At 71.4% G+C, this 17918-nt stretch carries 15 protein-coding genes; 10 read left to right on the top strand and 5 right to left on the bottom strand.

Annotated features, from left to right (window positions below):
* Positions 1–49 precede the first annotated feature (49 nt).
* The 5 genes from gcvH (at position 50) to RE421_RS12470 (ending at position 3189) form a co-directional block, all read left to right on the top strand.
* Complete coding sequence (gene gcvH, locus RE421_RS12490) at positions 50–436, top strand: glycine cleavage system protein GcvH (protein WP_309810403.1); 387 nt, start codon at positions 50–52, stop codon at positions 434–436.
* Between the two features lie 67 nt (positions 437–503).
* Positions 504–965, top strand: coding sequence for an FHA domain-containing protein (locus RE421_RS12485; RefSeq protein ID WP_309810401.1), 462 nt, complete (start codon positions 504–506; stop codon positions 963–965).
* Between the two features lie 138 nt (positions 966–1103).
* A complete protein-coding gene (locus RE421_RS12480) occupies positions 1104–1790 on the top strand; it encodes a MerR family transcriptional regulator (protein ID WP_309817398.1) in 687 nt (228 codons plus the stop codon).
* 31 nt (positions 1791–1821) lie between these two features.
* The gene (locus RE421_RS12475; protein WP_309817395.1) at positions 1822–2364 is read left to right on the top strand and encodes a bifunctional nuclease family protein; all 543 of its coding nucleotides are present in this window, start codon (positions 1822–1824) and stop codon (positions 2362–2364) included.
* Positions 2365–2586: 222 nt separating this feature from the next.
* Positions 2587–3189: a MerR family transcriptional regulator gene (locus tag RE421_RS12470; RefSeq protein WP_309810394.1), complete on the top strand. Its 603-nt coding sequence runs from the start codon at positions 2587–2589 to the stop codon at positions 3187–3189.
* Between the two features lie 88 nt (positions 3190–3277).
* Here the strand turns inward: RE421_RS12470 and RE421_RS12465 are convergent, their stop codons facing one another.
* Entirely contained in the window at positions 3278–4114 is an 837-nt protein-coding gene (locus tag RE421_RS12465; RefSeq protein WP_309810390.1) for a ParA family protein, read from the bottom strand.
* A gap of 259 nt (positions 4115–4373) precedes the next feature.
* On the opposite strand from RE421_RS12465, the gene RE421_RS12460 reads away from it, so the two are divergent.
* Entirely contained in the window at positions 4374–7817 is a 3444-nt protein-coding gene (locus tag RE421_RS12460; protein WP_309817392.1) for a pyruvate carboxylase, read from the top strand.
* A 42-nt stretch (positions 7818–7859) separates the two neighbouring features.
* Positions 7860–9281, top strand: a complete 1422-nt coding sequence (locus tag RE421_RS12455) for a mycothione reductase (RefSeq protein ID WP_309810388.1) — start codon at positions 7860–7862, stop codon at positions 9279–9281.
* A 26-nt stretch (positions 9282–9307) separates the two neighbouring features.
* Here RE421_RS12455 and RE421_RS12450 read toward each other — a convergent pair whose 3' ends face one another.
* Complete coding sequence (locus RE421_RS12450) at positions 9308–11125, bottom strand: AMP-dependent synthetase/ligase (protein WP_309817388.1); 1818 nt, start codon at positions 11123–11125, stop codon at positions 9308–9310.
* A 195-nt stretch (positions 11126–11320) separates the two neighbouring features.
* Between RE421_RS12450 and RE421_RS12445 the strand changes: the two genes are divergently transcribed.
* Positions 11321–12388 carry an ROK family protein gene (locus RE421_RS12445; RefSeq protein ID WP_309810385.1) on the top strand — a complete coding sequence of 356 codons (1068 nt, stop codon included), beginning with the start codon at positions 11321–11323 and terminating at the stop codon, positions 12386–12388.
* A 41-nt stretch (positions 12389–12429) separates the two neighbouring features.
* Here RE421_RS12445 and RE421_RS12440 read toward each other — a convergent pair whose 3' ends face one another.
* Positions 12430–12831, bottom strand: a complete 402-nt coding sequence (locus tag RE421_RS12440; protein ID WP_309810382.1) for a hypothetical protein — start codon at positions 12829–12831, stop codon at positions 12430–12432.
* Complete coding sequence (locus tag RE421_RS12435; protein ID WP_309810380.1) at positions 12824–13621, bottom strand: alpha/beta fold hydrolase; 798 nt, start codon at positions 13619–13621, stop codon at positions 12824–12826. The genes RE421_RS12440 and RE421_RS12435 overlap by 8 nt, the downstream gene beginning before the upstream one ends.
* 87 nt (positions 13622–13708) lie before the next feature.
* On the opposite strand from RE421_RS12435, the gene RE421_RS12430 reads away from it, so the two are divergent.
* A complete protein-coding gene (locus tag RE421_RS12430; RefSeq protein WP_309810377.1) occupies positions 13709–14395 on the top strand; it encodes a lysophospholipid acyltransferase family protein in 687 nt (228 codons plus the stop codon).
* 63 nt (positions 14396–14458) lie between these two features.
* Entirely contained in the window at positions 14459–15862 is a 1404-nt protein-coding gene (locus RE421_RS12425; protein WP_309810375.1) for a class II 3-deoxy-7-phosphoheptulonate synthase, read from the top strand.
* 11 nt (positions 15863–15873) lie between these two features.
* Here RE421_RS12425 and RE421_RS12420 read toward each other — a convergent pair whose 3' ends face one another.
* Positions 15874–17877: a protein kinase domain-containing protein gene (locus RE421_RS12420; RefSeq protein WP_309810372.1), complete on the bottom strand. Its 2004-nt coding sequence runs from the start codon at positions 17875–17877 to the stop codon at positions 15874–15876.
* Between the last annotated feature and the right edge of the window lie 41 nt (positions 17878–17918).

Below are 17918 nucleotides of genomic sequence, written 5' to 3'. Positions count from 1 at the left end.
CGCGAGGCCTGGCTGGGGCCGGACCATTCATCTGTGATCTGGAGGAACCATGAGCAACATCCCCGAAGGACTCCGCTACAGCGCTGAGCACGAGTGGGTGTCCGGCCCGGATGCCGATGGCGTCGTCCGCATCGGGATCACCGACTTCGCCCAGGACGCCCTGGGGGACGTGGTCTACGTGGATCTGCCCGAGGTCGGCGCGGAGATCGCCGCCGAGTCCACCGTGGGCGAGGTCGAGTCCACCAAGTCCGTCAGTGACCTCTACGCCCCCGTGACCGGGACCGTCACGGCCCGCAACGAGGGGCTCGAGGCCGACCCGGCCCAGGTCAACACGGACCCCTACGGCGAGGGCTGGCTCCTCGAGGTGACCCTCGCCGATCCCGCCCAGGTGGACGGTCTGCTCGATGCGGACGGTTACCGCCAGCAGGTAGGCTAGTCAGGTCACGAAAACGCCACGGCCGGCGCGTCTGACGCGATCGGCCGTACACATCCTCGGAGGAGCTATGTCACAGGACCGGACCCCAGCACCGGACGGCCGGAACGCGGGGACCGAACCGGAGGCGCAAACCACCAGCATCGGCCTGCCCGATCTGGAGTCCTCGCCTGACCGCTCACTGGATGCGGAGGACCGGGCGGCCATCAACGCCCTGCCCGTGGGCTCGGCGCTGCTGGTGGCCCACGCCGGCCCCAACCAGGGGGCCCGGTTCCTGCTGGACCAGGACTCCACCTCGGCCGGACGCCACCCCAACGCGGACATCTTCCTCGACGATGTGACGGTCTCCCGGAAGCACGCCGAGTTCCGCCGCTCCGGCGGCGGGTTCGTGATCGCCGACTCGGGATCCCTGAACGGTACCTACGTCAATCACGACCGGGTCGACTCGGTGGCCCTGCGCTCCGGGATGGAAGTGCAGATCGGCAAGTTCCGCCTGACGTTCTACGCCGGCACGCAGCGACCCGCCGTCTGATCGGGGCCGCGGGGCCCGTCCCCGCCGCCGCCGACGACCGCTCCCGAACAGAAGGCCGAGGACCCCGTGACCGCAGCAGCTTCCCGCCGCTCCCTTTCCGCCACGCCGGCCGCCGCGCGCGGCGGGCACCGCGCCGTCATGAACATCGGCGAGGTGCTGGCCGAGCTGAAGGGACACTTCCCGCAGGTCAGCGCCTCGAAGATCCGCTTCCTCGAGGAGAAGGGGCTGATCACCCCCCGCCGGACGGCGGCGGGCTACCGGAAGTACACGGACGCCGACGTGGACCGGCTGCGCTTCATCCTCGCCCTGCAAAGGGACCAGTACCTGCCGTTGAAGGTCATCAAGGACTACCTGGACGCGGTGGACCGGGGGGAGCACCCGGAGTCACTGCCGGGTGGGCTGACCCTCACGCCGCGCTCGGTCTCCGACCAGCTGGCCCAGGAGCTGGCCGGCCATACCCGGCCACTCACGCGGGCGGAGCTGCAGGGGATCTCGGGTGCCGGTTCCGGGCTGCTGGACTCCCTGGAGCAGTACGGCATGATCTCGGCGGACGAGAACGGCCGCTATTCGGAACACTGCCTCAAGGCCGTCCGCTCCGCCGTGGTCCTGGCCGACCACGGCTTGGAGCCGCGCCACCTGCGCCCCTTCCGGGCGGCGGCGGACCGGGAGATGGGCCTGATCGAGCAGGCCACGGCCCCCCTGGCCACACGCAAGGACTCGGCGGCCGCCGCGCGCCGGGCCGAGGCCGCGCGGGAGCTCAGCGAAGCCTGCCTCGGACTGCACAGCGCCCTCGTGTCGGCGGCCGTGGCCGACCTGGACACGTGAGGACGCGGCCGTGAACCTGCCGGATATCGAGATGACGGTGCTCGGCGTCCGCGTCGAGCTGCCCGGCAACCAGCCGCTGGTGCTGCTCCAGGACCCCGGGACCGGGACCCTGGTGCCCATCTGGATCGGCGCCCCCGAGGCCAGCGCCATCGCCCTGTGGCAACAGGGCATCACCGCGCCGCGGCCCATGACCCACGACCTCCTCGTGGAGGTCGTCGCGGCCGCCGGGACCACGATCGAGGCGGCGCGCATCAGCTCGGTGGAGGAGGCCGTCTTCCATGCCGAGCTGGTCCTGGGCAATGGAGCGCGGGTGGACGCCCGCGCGTCGGACGCCATCGCCTGTGCCCTGCGGGCCGAGGCCCCGGTGCTGTGCGCGGCCGAGGTCCTGGAGGCGGCCGGGCTCGACCCTGACCAGGCGCAGGACGCGGATGAGGAGCCGGAGGACGACGTCGACGAGGCCGTCACCGGCGTCACCGGGGCGGCCCAGCGGGACGCCGAGCTCAACCGCTTCCGCGAGTTCCTGGACACGGTGGACCCCGAGGACTTCGCCGACGACGGCCCCAGCCAGTCCTGATCTAGCCGTGAGCCGGGCGACACGCGAGGGACGAAAGGCCGCCGGGTCTTTGACCGCGGACCCGGACCGGCATACCGTCAGGGACAGAGGTTCCACATTGCCTATCGGTCCAATCGCACCGATCGGCGGTCTGGTGCCGGGCCGATGCCCGGTTCCGCCCGCCGATCCGGACCGCCGGGCACCTTCCTTCCCCAGTGTGGAGCCATGACCAGGAGGGTTCCAGTGAGTCCGAAGGGCGAGGCCGGGCAGTCCCCGGACGTGCATCACGTGTCATCCCCGCGCACCCCTGCGCAGGGCATGCTGTTCACCGAAGACCTGCCGGTGCTGGATGAGGGTGCGGGCTACCGCGGCCCGACCGCCTGCAAGGCCGCAGGCATCACCTACCGCCAGCTCGACTACTGGGCACGGACCGCCCTGGTGGTCCCCACGGTCCGGGGCGCCAAGGGCTCCGGCACCCAGCGCCTCTACTCCTTCCGGGACATCCTCGTCCTCAAGGTCGTCAAGCGCCTGCTGGACACGGGGGTCTCGCTGCAGCAGATCCGGTCCGCGGTGGAGCACCTGCGGGAGCGCGGCGTGGACGACCTGGCGCAGATCACCCTCATGAGTGACGGCGCGTCCGTCTACGAGTGCACCTCCGCTGACGAGGTCATCGACCTGGTCCAGGGCGGCCAGGGCGTCTTCGGCATCGCCGTGGGCCGCGTGTGGCGCGAGGTCGAGGGCTCCCTGGCCGAGCTGCCCTCCGAGCAGCTGCAGGCGGAGGCGCCCGAGGACTTCCCCGGTGACGAGCTCTCCGAACGCCGGGCCCGCCGGAAGTCCGCCTCCTAGGCACCCCGGCCGCACCGTGCCGTGATCGACGACGGCCCCGCACCTTCCGTACGGAAGGTGCGGGGCCGTCGTCGTGCCGGGGTGGGGGTCAGTGCCGCCGCTGGCTGCGCCGGCCCTGGGGCCGGTGCAGCGCCGCGAGCAATTCCTCGAAGAGCTGGGCGGACTGGGCGGCGGTCTCTCCGGGCCAGGCGTGCACCGGCCAGGCGGCGCCCTGGATCTGCTGCCAGTTGCCCTGCTCGGGGATCGCCACCGGGAGCAGACGGTCACCGTACATGCGCTCCATCTCGCCGAGCCGGAACTGGTGTTCCGTGCTGGCCGGGCGGACGCGGTTGGCCACCACGCCGGTGGAGCGGACCCCCTGGGCGTACTCGGAACGGAAGAGGTCCAGGGCCCGGAGGGACCGCTCGGTGCCCGCCACGGAGAACAGGCTGGGCTCGGCCACGAGCAGCACGTCCGTGGACGCGGCCCACGCCATCCGGGTGACGCCGTTGAGGGCCGGCGGGCAGTCGATCAGCACGAGGGCGTACCGGGTGACGGATTCCAGCAGCGTGGCGAGGCGGCGCAGCTCCCGTGTCCGGGTGGTGGGTCGCTCATAGAGGGACGTGCGGGAGGAGCCGCGCACCACGTCCAGGATCTTGGTGCTGCCCGCTACGCCCGCCTCGGCAGCCCCGGCCGTGAGGTCCGGCCAGCCGGAGGGGATGACGTGGTCGGCGAGGGTGATGCGCCGGGGCCGCTCCAGCAGGGTGCCGATGTCGTCCGCGTTCTGGCCCTGCTTGACGCCCAGCCCGGTGGTGGCGTCGGCATGCGGATCCATGTCCACGACGAGCGTCGGAATGCCCTGCGCGCGGGCCGCCGAGGCCAGTCCGAGGGTGACCGAGGTCTTGCCGACCCCGCCCTTGAGGCTGGAGATGGAGATGATCTGCACGGTGGGGGAGTCCTGACTGTGGTGAGGCGGGCTGGGAACGGGCCCCCGGTGGAGGGGCTGGTCTCAAGACCGGACTCCAGTCTAGTGCCGCGCCGTCATGTGACTGGCGTCATAGGTCGGGGCCTCCCGGTGTGCAAAACTGGCCCGTGACGTGAGCCACAACGGTGTGGCTTACCCGAGCGCAACCAGCGCCAGATCGTGGGCCGGCGGATCCGCCGGTCATCAAGGAGGTCCCATGTCCGTTCGGACGACCGATGGCATGTTCAGCAAGGTCCTGGTGGCCAACCGCGGCGAGATCGCCGTGCGCGCCTTCCGTGCCTGCTACGAGCTCGGTGCCCGCACCGTGGCTGTCTTCCCCTATGAGGACAGGAACTCGATCCACCGGCAGAAAGCCGATGAGGCGTACCGGATCGGCGAGGAGGGCCACCCGATCCGGGCCTACCTGGATGTGGAGGAGATCATCCGGGTGGCCCGGGAATCGGGCTGCGACGCTGTCTACCCGGGTTACGGGTTCCTCTCGGAGAACCCGGACCTGGCCCGGGCCTGCGAGGAGGCAGGCATCGCCTTCGTCGGCCCGCCGGCGGACGTGCTGGATCTGACCGGCAACAAGGTCCAGGCCCTGCGCGCCGCGAAAGCCGCGGGCATCCCGACCCTGGCGTCCTCCGACCCGAGTTCGGACGTGGACTGGCTCCTCGGGCAGGCCGAGGGCATCGGCTTCCCGATCTTCGTCAAGGCCGTGGCCGGCGGCGGCGGCCGGGGAATGCGCCGCGTGGAGACGGCGGCCGACCTGGAGGATTCGCTGAACGCGGCCATGCGGGAGGCCGAGACGGCCTTCGGCGATCCCACGGTCTTCCTGGAGCAGGCCGTCCTGCGTCCCCGGCACATCGAGGTCCAGGTGCTGGCGGACTCCACGGGAGAGACCGTGCACCTGTTCGAACGCGACTGTTCCATGCAGCGTCGGCACCAGAAGGTCATCGAGATCGCGCCGGCGCCGAACCTGGAGGACTCCATCCGCGAGGCCCTGTATGCCGACGCGGTGAAGTTCGCCAAGGCCATGGACTACGTCAACGCGGGCACGGTGGAGTTCCTCGTGGACACCGCCGGCGAGCGGGCTGGCCAGCACGTGTTCATCGAGATGAATCCCCGCATCCAGGTGGAGCACACCGTCACGGAGGAGATCACGGACGTGGACCTCGTGGCCTCCCAGCTCCGGATCGCCGCCGGCCACAGCCTGGAGGAGCTCGGCATCCGCCAGGAGGAGCTGCGCATCCGCGGCGCCGCCATGCAGTGCCGCATCACCACCGAGGACCCGGCCAACGGCTTCCGGCCGGACACGGGCGCCATCACCGCCTACCGCTCGGCCGGCGGCTCCGGCGTCCGGCTGGACGGCGGCACCATCTACACGGGCGCCGAGATCAGCCCGCACTTCGACTCGATGCTGGTCAAGCTGACCTGCCGCGGCCGGGACTACCCGACGGCGGTGCGCCGCACCCGGCGTGCCCTGGCCGAGTTCCGCGTGCGCGGAGTCTCCACCAACATCCCGTTCCTGATGAACGTGCTGGACGACCCCTCGTTCATCGCCGGGGACGTGGCCACCGACTTCATCGACGCCCACCCGGAGCTGGCCCAGGTCAACCGCAGCCAGAACCGCGGGTCCAAGGCCCTGCAGTTCCTGGCCGACGTCACGGTCAACCAGCCGTACGGGCTCCGCGTGGAGGGGATCGACCCGCGGGACAAGCTGCCCCGCTTCCCCGGGGACAAGTCCGAGGAGCCGGACCGCAGCCCCTTCGACGGCCCCTCGGCCAGCCAGCCCCCGGCCGGCTGGCGGCAGGTGCTGGTGGAGAAGGGCCCGGAGGGCTTCGCCGCCGAGCTGCGCTCCCGCACCGAGCTGGCCGTGACGGACACGACCTTCCGCGATGCCCACCAGTCCCTGTTGGCCACCAGGGTCCGGACCCGGGACCTGCTGGCGGCGGCCCCCGCGCTCGCCCACACCCTGCCGGGGCTGTTCTCCGTGGAGGCCTGGGGCGGGGCGACGTACGACGTCGCGCTGAGGTTCCTGGCCGAGGACCCCTGGGCGCGGCTGCGCCTGCTGCGGGAGGAGCTGCCGAACATCCCGCTGCAGATGCTGCTGCGCGGCCGCAACACGGTGGGCTACACGCCGTACCCGGTCGAGGTGACCAACGCCTTCGTCCAGGAGGCCGCCGACACCGGGGTGGACATCTTCCGCATCTTCGATGCGCTCAACGACGTCCGGCAGATCGCCCCGGCCATCGAGGCGGTCCGGGCGACCGGCACGGCCGTGGCGGAGGCGGCCCTGTGTTACACGGGCAACCTGCTGGACCCGGCCGAGAAGCTGTACACCCTCGACTACTACCTGGGTCTCGCCCGGCAGATGGTCGACGCCGGTGCCCACATCCTGGCCATCAAGGACATGGCCGGACTGCTGCGGCCGGCGGCCGCCAGGGAACTGGTCGGTGCCCTGCGCAGCGAATTCGACCTGCCGGTGCACCTGCACACGCATGACACCGCGGGTGGCCAGCTGGCGACCCTGCTGGCGGCGGCCGAGGCCGGAGTCGACGCCGTGGACACCGCGGTGGCGTCCATGGCCGGCACCACCAGCCAGGTCCCGATGTCAGCCCTGGTCGCCGCCCTGGAACACGGGACGCGGGACACCGGCCTCGGCCTGGACCACGCCGCCGGGCTCGAGCCCTACTGGGAGACCGTCCGGGAGATCTACCGTCCCTTCGAATCCGGGCTCTCCGCGCCGACCGGCCGGGTGTACCGCCATGAGATTCCCGGCGGCCAGCTCTCCAACCTGCGCCAGCAGGCGATCGCCCTGGGACTGGGGGACCGGTTCGAGCAGATCGAGACGATGTACGAGGCAGCCAACGCCATGCTCGGCAACATCGTGAAGGTCACGCCGAGTTCCAAGGTGGTCGGTGACCTGGCCCTGCATCTGGTGGGCATGGACGTGGACCCGCAGGCCTTCGCGGAGAATCCGCAGGACTTCGACGTCCCCGATTCCGTCATCGGCTTCCTCTCCGGGGAACTGGGTGATCCGCCCGGGGGCTGGCCGGAGCCGTTCCGCGGCCGGGCCCTGCAGAACCGGCGCCAGCGCCGCCCGGAGGCGGAGCTGTCAGCCGAGGACCGCGCGTCGTTGTCCACCCCGGGTGCCGAGCGGCAGTCAACGCTCAACCGCCTCCTGTTCCCGGGTCCCACGCAGGAGTTCGAACAGCACCAGGCGGAGTTCGGGGACACCTCGGTGCTGCACACCCGCGACTGGCTGTACGGCATGGTGACGGGGCAGGAGCACGTGATCTCCCTCGGCAAGGGTGTGCGCTTGTTGGCCACGCTCCAGGCGATCGGGGAGCCGGACGCCAAGGGCGTGCGGCCCGTCATGGTCACGCTGAACGGGCAGGCGCGGCAGATCACGGTGCGGGACCGGTCCGTGGAATCCACGGTCCGCGCCGCCGAGAAGGCCGATCCCGCCGCCCAGGGCCAGGTGGCCGCCCCCTTCGCCGGTGCCGTCACGGTGACGGTCGCCGAGGGGGACACCGTGGAGGCCGGCGGCACCATTGCCACCATCGAGGCCATGAAGATGGAGGCGGCCATCACCACCCCGGTCGGCGGGACGGTGTCCCGCGTGGTGCTGTCCGGGACCACGCCCGTGGAGGGCGGGGACCTGCTGCTCGTCGTGGAGTGACCACCAGAGGGCGACGGTGCCCGTGGGCCGTAGTCTGGGCCCATGGGCATCGAAACCTTCGATCTGATCATTCTCGGCTCCGGCTCCGGCAACTCGCTGGTCACCCCGTACTGGGATGACCGGAGGGTCGCCATCGTGGACTCCGGCGCCTTCGGGGGGACCTGCCTGAACCGGGGCTGCATCCCCACGAAGATGTTCGCGTATCCGGCGGCGCTCTCGGCCGTGCCGGCGGAGGCGGCCCGCCTCGGCGTGGACCTGGGGTTCGGCGGAGCGGACTGGACCGGCATCCGGGACCGGATCTTCGCCCGCGTCGACGCGATCTCCGCCGGAGGCCTGCACTACCGGGACGTCGAACTCGAGCACACCACCGTCATCACGGAGGAGAGCCGCTTCACCGGGACCCATCAGTTGACCACCTCCGGCGGCCGGGTCCTGGAGGCCGAGACCATCGTGGTGGCCGCGGGGTCCCGGCCCGCGCTGCCGGACGTACCCGGCGTCGACCGCCCGCAAGTGCACACCTCGGATACCATCATGCGCGTGCCGCGGCTGCCGGAGAGGCTCGTGGTGCTCGGCGGGGGTTTCATCGCCGCGGAGTTCGCCGCGATCTTCTCGGGGCTCGGTTCCTCGGTGGTCCAGGTCAACCGCTCGCCACGGTTGCTGCGCGGCCACGACGCGACGATCTCCGAGCGATTCACCGAGCTGGCCTCCCAGCACTGGGACCTGCGGACCGGGTGGACCGTGTCCCGGATCGAGGACGGGCCGGACGGCTGGGTCACCGTCCACCTCGACGGCGCGGCGGGTGCCACCCTGGAGCTCGACGCCGACGCCGTGCTGATCGCGCAGGGCAGGGTCCCGAACACGGATCGGCTGGACGCCGCGGCCGCGGGACTGGACCTCCGGGACGACGGCCGCCTCTGCGTGGACGAGTACCAGCGGCTGCTCGCCGGCGGCCAGCCGGTCCCCGGGCTGTGGGCCCTGGGGGACATCTCGAGTCCGCACCAGCTCAAGCACGTGGCCAACCACGATCAGCGGATCGTGGCCCACAACCTCGAGCACCCGGAGGACCTGCGGGCCAACACCCTCGGGCCGGTGCCCGCAGCCGTGTTCACGCGGCCCCAGATCGCCTCCGCCGGGCTGACGGAGGAACAGGCCGTCATCGAGTACGGCCGTGACCGGATCAGTGTCAAGGTGCAGGACTACGGTGACGTGGCCTATGGCTGGGCCATGGAGGACGCCACGGGGCTCTGCAAGCTGATCGCCGACCGTCAGACCGGCCAGCTGCTCGGGGCACACCTGATGGGGCACGAGGCACCGAACCTGATCCAGCCCCTCGTCCAGGCCATGAGCTTCGGGGTGGACGCCCATTCCATGGCCCGCGGTCAGTACTGGATCCACCCCGCCCTGAGCGAGGTCGTGGAGAACGCCTTACTGGGCCTGGACGTCCCGGACTCCGGGCGGCTGTAGGCGGTCGCCGCCGCCCGGAGCGAGGGTCAGGCAGGTTTCGGTGCCGAGTAGATCTCCTCGACGAGGGGCTCGAAGTCCTTCAGGACCACGTTCCTCTTGAGTTTGAGGGAGGGGGTCAGCTGCCCCGACTCGATGGTGAAGTCCACCGGGGCGATCCGGAACGAGCGGATGGACTCGGCCTGGGACACCGACGCGTTGGCGCGGTCGATGGCCTTCTGGATGTGGTCCACCACGGTCGGGTGGGTGGTCAGCTCCTCGGCGGGGGTGTCCGCCGGCAGGCCCTGCTGCTGCATCCAGCCCGGGAGCACCTCGGCGTCGAGGGTGACCAGGGCGGCGATGAAGGGGCGGCCGTCGCCGACCACCACGCACTGGGACACGAGGGCGTCGGCGCGGATCTGGTCCTCCAGCTGGGCCGGGATCACGTTCTTGCCTCCGGCCGTGACGATGATCTCCTTCTTCCGGCCGGTGATCGTCAGGTAGCCCTCGTCATCCAGGGAACCGATGTCCCCGGTGTGGAACCAGCCGTCGACGATCTCCTGCTCCGTGACGTCCGGACGGTTGTGATAGCCGCGCATGAGGCACACACCCCGGGCGAGGATCTCGCCGTCGTCCGCGATGCGGATGCCGTTGCCCGGGATGGGCTTGCCCACCGTGCCGATCTTGATCTCCCCAGGGCGGCCCACCGTCACCGGCGCGGTGGTCTCGGTGAGGCCGTAGCCCTCCATGATGCTCAGGCCGATGCCCGTGAAGTAGTGGGCCAGCCGGGCGCCCAGCGGGCCGCCGCCGGACACGGCGTGCTGGACGCGGCCTCCCATGGCATCGCGGATCTTGCCGTAGAGCAGCTTGCCGAACAGGGCGTGCTTGGCACGCAGCACCAGGGGGACCCTGCCCTCGGCCTGAGCCTTGGAGAAGTCGATGGCCGTCTGGGTGCCGGCCGCGAAGATCTTCCCCTTGCCGCCGGCGTCGGCTTTCATCTTGGCCGAGTTGTAGACCTTCTCGAAGACGCGGGGTACGGCCAGCAGGAAGGTGGGCCGGAAGGACTGCAGGTCCGGCACCAGCTGCTTGACGTCGGCGGTGTGACCCACCTTGGCTCCGGCGGCCACGGCCAGCACGGAGATGAAGCGGGCGAAGACGTGGGCCAGCGGGATGAACATCACGGTGCTGCTGTTCGGATGCACTATGTCCCCCAGTCCGGAGCCCAGGGTCTGCAGGCTCAGCTCGGCGAAGTTCCCGTGGGTCAGCTCGCAGCCCTTCGGCTTGCCGGTGGTGCCGGAGGTGTAGATGATCGTGGCCAGGTCGGGCAGGTTCGCCGCGGTCCGGCGGGATTCCATCTGGGTCTCGTCGGGGCCTTGGGCGGCCAGGGCCCGCAGCTCGTCCAGTCCCTCGTCCTCCATGAGCCAGCCGCCGAGCAGCGGCTCCAGCTGCTCCTGGCGGATGGCCGTGTCCACCACGCCGCGATGGCGGGCGGTCTCGCACACCACGGCACGGACGTTGGCGTCGGACACGATCCAGGCCACCTGGCTGGGGGAGGAGGTCTCGTAGATCGGCACGGTCACCGCCCCGGCGTACCAGATGGCGAAGTCCACGAGCGTCCACTCGTAGCGCGTGGGGGACATGATGCCGACGCGGTCGCCGGCCTCGAGACCGGCGGCGGCGAGGCCACGGGCCAGGGTCCGGACATCGTCGTGGAAGGCGGAGGCGGTGACATCGGTCCACTGGCCGGGAGCTGACTGGCGGGCGAACAGCGGCCGCTGGGGGGCGGAGAGGACCTGCTGTTCGAGCAGATCGGTAATGTTCGTCTCCCGCGGGACCTCGACCGTGGGAGGGGTAATGTATTCCTTCAACATGCGCTCCTGGTGCTAGACGGTGCCGACTCTTCGCCCCCGTGGGGCCCTGAGTGTCGACCGGTTCGTGGCGGGGATGCCCGGGTCATTCGACCTTACAGGACCAGCCCGGACCGGGTGTGGCTTGCGCCACAGTCGACATGATACTACCGATCGGTAACTTTGCGGGGGCAGACGGTGGAGGAAGGCGGGGACGTGGCCGATCCTGTGGGGACCCCGGTCCCGGTGGCCGCCGCCGTCGGACTGGACGTGGGCGGCGGGGCCGTGAAGGCGGGCGCGGTCCTGCTCCATGCCGACGGGATGCTTGCCCGTGCCGCTCGCCCCGCTGAGGTTCGCGTCCGCCACCGCCTCGAGGCGGACGGTGAAGCCCTGACCGCCCTGGCCGCCGCCACCGCGCGGGAACAGTTCGAGTCCGTGCGATCCCGCTGGCCCCGGGTGCCCGTGGCGTGGGGGGTCTCCGCCGCGGCGTGGATCGACCCCAGCACCGGCCGATCCCTGTTCAGCCCTCACCTGATGGGGTGGCGGGGCCGGCCCCTGCCACAGGACCTGGCGCGGTCGTTGTCCCGGCTGACGGGCCGTCCGGTGGCCGATGAGGAGGCCGGTACGCCGCCCCCGCGGTCCGTGACCCTGCCCTCGGTGGTCAACGATGCTGACGCGGCTGCCTGGGCCGAGGCCCGGTTGGCACGTCAGCCGGGGCACGACGCCGGCCACCTCCGGTCCGATCGGATGGTCCTGGTGGCGATCGGCACGGGCATCGGCGGCGCCCTGGTGCGCGATGGCGCGGTGGACATCGGCGCCCGGGGGATGGCCGGGGAATTCGGGCATATGACCGTGGACCCGTCCGGGGTGCCGTGTCCGTGCGGCAACACGGGATGCTGGGAACTGCTGGTCTCCGCGGAGGCCCTCGCCGCCCGGGCGGGCCGGGCCTCGGCGCGGACCACCATCGACGACGCGCTGGCCGGCCAGGTCGAGTGCCGACGGGCCGTGCAGGAGACGGGGCGCTGGCTGGGCCGTGGCCTGGCGACGCTGGCAGCGGTGCTGGACCCGTCCCGCTTCGTCATCGGGGGCGGGGTGGCCGCGGCGGGCGAGTTGCTCCTCGCGCCGGCCCGCGTGGAGTTGGCGCGTCACCTGCCCGGTGGCCGGTACCGGCCCGTTCCCTCCGTGACCGTGGCCACGTGGGGCAACAGCTCGGGCTGGGTGGGGGCGGCCGGGATCGCCCTCGAGCGCGCCGGGTGGTCCGTGGCCACGGCGACGGCGGACTAGACACGCAGCAGGCCGGGACGGGACCCTCGCTGCGGCGGTCGTCAGACCTGCGCGCCGTCGCCGCCCCAGGGGCCGTCGCGGTCCTGGTCCCGGGGCAGGGACAGGAACAGACCGACCCCTCCGGCCACCATCACCGCGATGAGGAGCGTGACCACGAGGCCGGGGATGCCGGGCCAGAACAGCGCCGCGAGGAGCAGCGCCACCGGGCCACCGGCCAGTCCGGCGGCGCTCAGGGCGACGGCCGGTCGGCCGGATCCCAGGGCCGGCGGATCGGGCGCGACGAAGTCACCCTCGTCCTCGTCATCGACCGTGTAGTCGCGGGGTCCCCAGACTGGGGGCTCGAGCCCTGCGACGATGCCCTCCCACTGCCGGTCGATCTCGGCCTGGTCCGGCGGCTGGTCCTCCTGACGGTCGTCGGCAGGGTCGTCCCGGTGTTCAGCCATGCTGGCCTGCCTGTTCGGGGCTGCCGGGCAGCCCGGACAGGAATCTGACGGACTCGGCGTGGATGATCGGCGCATCCGTGTCCAGCGTGGCCACGTGGTAGCTATTCTCGAGGGGCCGCAGGGTCAGCAGGCCGGGGGACAGGCCCCGACTCAGGACGGTGATCGAGGACGGTGGCACCACGTGGTCGGTGGTGGAGCGGAAGGCCAGGACGGGTGCCGTGATGTCGGCGAGCCCGCGGCGGGCGGCGGACTGCAGGCGGCCGACCTGGTGCACACCGGCCACCGGTGTGCGTGGATAGGCACGCTCGTCCGCCTCCGGGGAGACCGTGTCATTGGCGATGGGTTCCACGGTCCGCACGGCGTACTTGAGCCAGCCGGCCAGCGGCGCCAGCGGGGAGGCGAACCGCAGGCCCGGGTTCACCACCACGACCCCGGTGACCCGGCGGTGCGCGGCGGCGTCGAGGGCCAGCGCCCCGCCCATGGACAGCCCGGCGACGACCACGTGTTCATGGGTGGCCAGCAGGGCATCGACGGTCCGGCGGGCGGCGCCCCTCCAGTCCGTGGCGGTCACCCGCTCCAGGTCCTCCCAGCGGGTGCCGTGCCCCGGGAGCAGGGGGACCTCGACGTCGGCGCCGGCGGCCGCCAGCGCCGTCGCCCACGGGGCCACCGAGACCGGGCCCGAGGTGAAGCCGTGGAACAGGGCCACGCCGGTGCGGCCGCGGCGCAGACTCCCGGCCAGGGGGCCGTCCGGGGCGCCGCTCAGGGACAGCGGCCGCTGCTGGGGATCCATGTTCCCTACAGTAGCGTCAGCATCCGGGCCGGCACTCCCTAGAATGGTGGCGATCCGCCGCGCCGCCTCCCGAGAGGAACCCCTGCCGTGTTCTACTGGTTCGCCAAGACCTTCGTGGTGGCCCCCGTGACGAACCTGCTGTTCCGTCCGTGGGTGAAGGGCCTGGGCCACGTGCCGCAGGAGGGCGCGGCCATCCTGGCCAGCAACCACCTCTCGGTGTCCGACTCGATCTTCATGCCGGCGCAGCTGGACCGCCAGGTGCATTTCCTGGCGAAGAAGGAGTACTTCACGGGCACGGGTCCCAAGGGGTGGCTGACCCGCAAGTTCTTCGAGGCCACCAACCAACTGCCCATGGACCGGGCCGGCGGCAAGGCCTCCCTGGACTCGCTGCACTCCGGACTGGACGTGCTCCGGGACGGGAAGCTCCTGGGGATCTACCCGGAGGGCACCCGCAGTCCGGACGGCCGCCTCTACCGCGGCAAGCTGGGCGTGGCCAAGTTGGCCCTGAACGCGCGCGTGCCCGTGGTGCCGATCGCCATGATCGGCACGGACAAGGTCCAGCCCATCGGGCGGACGATCCCGAGCATCCGGCGCGTGGGCGTGATCTTCGGGCCGCCCCTGGACTTCTCCGAGTACTACGACCGCGCCGGGGACCACCTCGTCGAGCGCCTGGTCACGGACCAGATCGTGGAGGCCATCCGGCGCCTCTCCGGCCAGGAGTACGTGGATGTCTACGCCGCCACCGCGAAGACCCGCACCCCGGACTCTCAGTAGTCTGTGGCCGACGGTGACCGTCACACGGGCGCGCCGGGAGGCGGGGTTCCGTACGCTGTAACCATGATTTCGGATCCCACCACAGATTTCCCGGCCTTCGGTTCAGCGCAGTCCAACGGCGCCGCCGACTATCCCGGCCTGGATGACTGGCGGTCGAAGCCGATCTCCCAGCAGCCGAGCTGGGAGGACCCCGCGGAGTTCGAGGCGGCCGTGGCCGAACTGTCCTCGGCGCCACCGCTCGTGTTCGCCGGTGAGGTGGACCAGCTGCGCACCCAGCTGGCGGCCGCGGCCCGCGGCGAGGCCTTCCTGCTCCAGGGCGGCGATTGCGCCGAGACCTTTGCGGGCGCCACGGCCAACAAGATCAGCGCCAAGGTCAAGACCATCCTGCAGATGGCCGTCGTCCTGACCTACGGCGCGTCCCTGCCCGTGGTGAAGATGGGCCGGATGGCCGGGCAGTACGCCAAGCCCCGGTCCTCGGACACGGAGACCAGGGACGGCGTCACCCTGCCGTCCTTCCGCGGCGAGATCGTCAACGGCTTCGACTTCACCCCGGAGTCCCGCCGGCATGATCCGCAGCGCATGGTGCAGGCCTACAACACCTCGGCCGCGACGCTGAACCTCGTGCGTGCCTTCACGCAGGGCGGGTTCGCCGACCTGCGGTCCGTCCACGCCTGGAACCAGGGGTTCATGAAGAACCCTGCCTACTCGCGCTACGAGGAGATGGCCGGGCAGATCGACCGTGCCGTGCGGTTCATGGATGCCGCCGGCGTGGACTTCGGTGCCCTGCGCCGGACGGACTTCTTCACCGCCCACGAGGCCCTGCTGCTGGACTACGAGAGGGCCCTGACCCGCATCGACTCACGGTCCGGCCTCCCGTACTCCACCTCGGGGCATTTCCTCTGGATCGGCGAACGCACCCGGGACCTGGACGGGGCGCACGTGGACTTCCTGTCCAAGGTGCGCAACCCCATCGGCGTCAAGCTCGGCCCCACCACGCGACCCGAGGACGCACTGGCCCTGATCGACAAGCTCGACCCGGAACGCGAGCCGGGGCGGCTGACCTTCATCACCCGCATGGGCGCGGACACGATCCGGGACCACCTGCCCGTGGTGGTGGAGGCCGTCCGGGATTCCGGGGCCCAGCCGCTGTGGGTCACCGATCCGATGCACGGCAACACCGTGACCGCCGCCAACGGCTACAAGACGCGCCGCTTCGATGACGTGATGAACGAGGTCCAGGGATTCTTCGAGGTCCACCGTGCCGCCGGGACCTACCCGGGCGGGATGCACGTGGAGATGACCGGCGACGACGTGGCCGAATGCCTGGGGGGTTCGGACCCGATCGACGAATCGGCCTTCGCGGATCGCTACGAGACGCTCGTGGATCCGCGGCTGAACCACCAGCAGTCCCTGGAGATGGCCTTCCTCGTCACCGAGGCCCTCTCGCACCGCGGCCGCGGGGCCTGACCGGCCGAGGCCTACAGGGCGTCGATCGTGACGGTGGAGCCCGGTGCGGTCTCCGTGCCGGGCTCCGGGGACTGGTCCAGGACCTGACCGCGGCCGCCGAAGAGGCCGCCCAGGACCTCCCTGACCTCCACCCGCAGGCCGGCAGACTCGAGCTCGGCGGTGGCCTCCTCCAGCGTCATCCCGGTCACCTCCGGGACGGTCACCGGCTCGGGTCCGTCTGACAGCACGACGTCGACCGGTCGGCCGAGCCGCAATGCTTCGCCGGGCGCCGGTGATTGGCTCAGCACGGAGCCCTCCGGCACGGCGTCCGAGTACTCCGTGGTCACGTCACCGAGTGTCAGCCGGTGCTCACGGAGCTCACTCTCAGCCCGACTCCGGTCCAGGCCCGACACGTCGGGTACGGTGAACAGCTCCGGTCCGAGGGACACGGTGACGAGCACGGTGGTGAAGCGCCGGACCTCCGTGCCGCCGGCCGGCTCGGTGGAGATCACTCTGTCCCCGGCCACCACGTCGTGGTGGACGCTGGACAGGGCGTAGCCCACTCCCGTCTGTTCCAGGGCGCTGACGGCCGAGGCCCTGCTGTGACCTTCGATCTCGGGGACCGTCACCATTCCGCCGGGACCGGTCCCGAAGAACCATCCGGCCAGCACCAGCAGTGCGGTGATGATCACGACGACCGCGGCCCACCACCACATCCTCTGGCCGTTCTGGCGCCCGAGGTCCTCCGTGGGGGTCTTCGCCCGGCGGGCGGCCTGCCGCCGGCGCTGCCGCGAGGAGGCGTCCCGCTGGCCCCCGGAGGAGGCCTGCGGTATCAGCCGACCCCGTGCCTCCGTGCCGGTTCCGGCAGCGTCCTCGCCGGTGGCCCCGGCGAAGGCTGCGCCGCCGGCCGGCCGCGGCAGCACAGTGGTGTGCTGGTGGGTGTGCTGGTGACCGCCCGTGGGCAGCACCGTGGTGGCACCCGCGTCCACCACCTCGGTGGCCGCACCGTCATCCGCCGGGTCGAGGTCATCGTTGTCGTCGACGTCGTCGACGTCATGCCCGTCGTCGTCCCCGTCTCCGTCCCAGACCACGGTGTCCCGACCCCGCGCCGTGGACAGGACCTCGGTGGCACCACCGGCGCCGGGGGCGGGCGTCGTCTCGAGATCGAGGTCCTCATCGGAGAGGGAGGACCGCAGCGCGCGGATCTCGGCCAGCAGGACACTCGCGTCCGCCGGACGGTCGCGGGCCTGCTGCGCCGTGGACCACAGCACCAGGTGATCGAGTTCGGCGGCGAGTCCGGGGGTCGCCTCGGAGGGGGCCGGCACCTCGCGGTTGAGGTGCTGGTAGGCCACCTGGATGGGGGAGGCGCCGGTGAACGGCTGGTCGCCGGTGAGCATCTCGTAGGCCATGATGCCCACGGCGTAGACGTCACTGCGTTCGTCCGCGGGGGACCCGCTCACCAGTTCGGGGGAGATGTAGGCCACCGTGCCCACGAGGGCCGCGCCCGTCCCGGTGAAGTTGGTGGTGGCCCGGGCCAGCCCGAAGTCCGCCACCTTGATCCGCCCGTCCCGGGAGACCAGGACGTTCTCCGGCTTCATGTCCCGGTGGACGAGTCCCGCGCTGTGTGCCGCCGCCAGTCCGTCGACCATGGCCTCGAGATAGGCCAGCGCGACGCGTGGGGTCAAGGCGTGGCGGCGCTGCAGGACGGTGCGCAGCGTGTAGCCGGGCACGTACTCCATGACGAGGTAGGCGAGGTCACCGTCGGGGTGTTCGTCCACGCCCTGGTCCAGGACGTTGACGACGTGCGGATGGGACAACCGGGCGGCGGTCTTGGCCTCCTGCTCGAAGCGCTCGACCAGCTCGGGGTTCTCAGCCAGGTGCGGGTAGAGGACCTTGAGGGCGACCTCCCGGTCCAGGCGCAGGTCCACCGCCAGGTACACCGTGGACATGCCGCCCCGGGCCAGCCGGCGTCGGACCTCGTACCGTCCCTCGATGACGGTCCCGTTCATGGGGTCGGCTCGGTACTCCTTCACCATGACAGCGTAGACCGGAATGGGCCTCCCGGCCGGGACCCCGG

The organism is Citricoccus sp. I39-566, from assembly GCF_031432995.1.
In the GTDB taxonomy this organism is placed as follows: Bacteria; Actinomycetota; Actinomycetes; order Actinomycetales; family Micrococcaceae; genus Citricoccus; species Citricoccus nitrophenolicus_A.
This window is presented reverse-complemented; position numbering and strand designations above follow the sequence as displayed.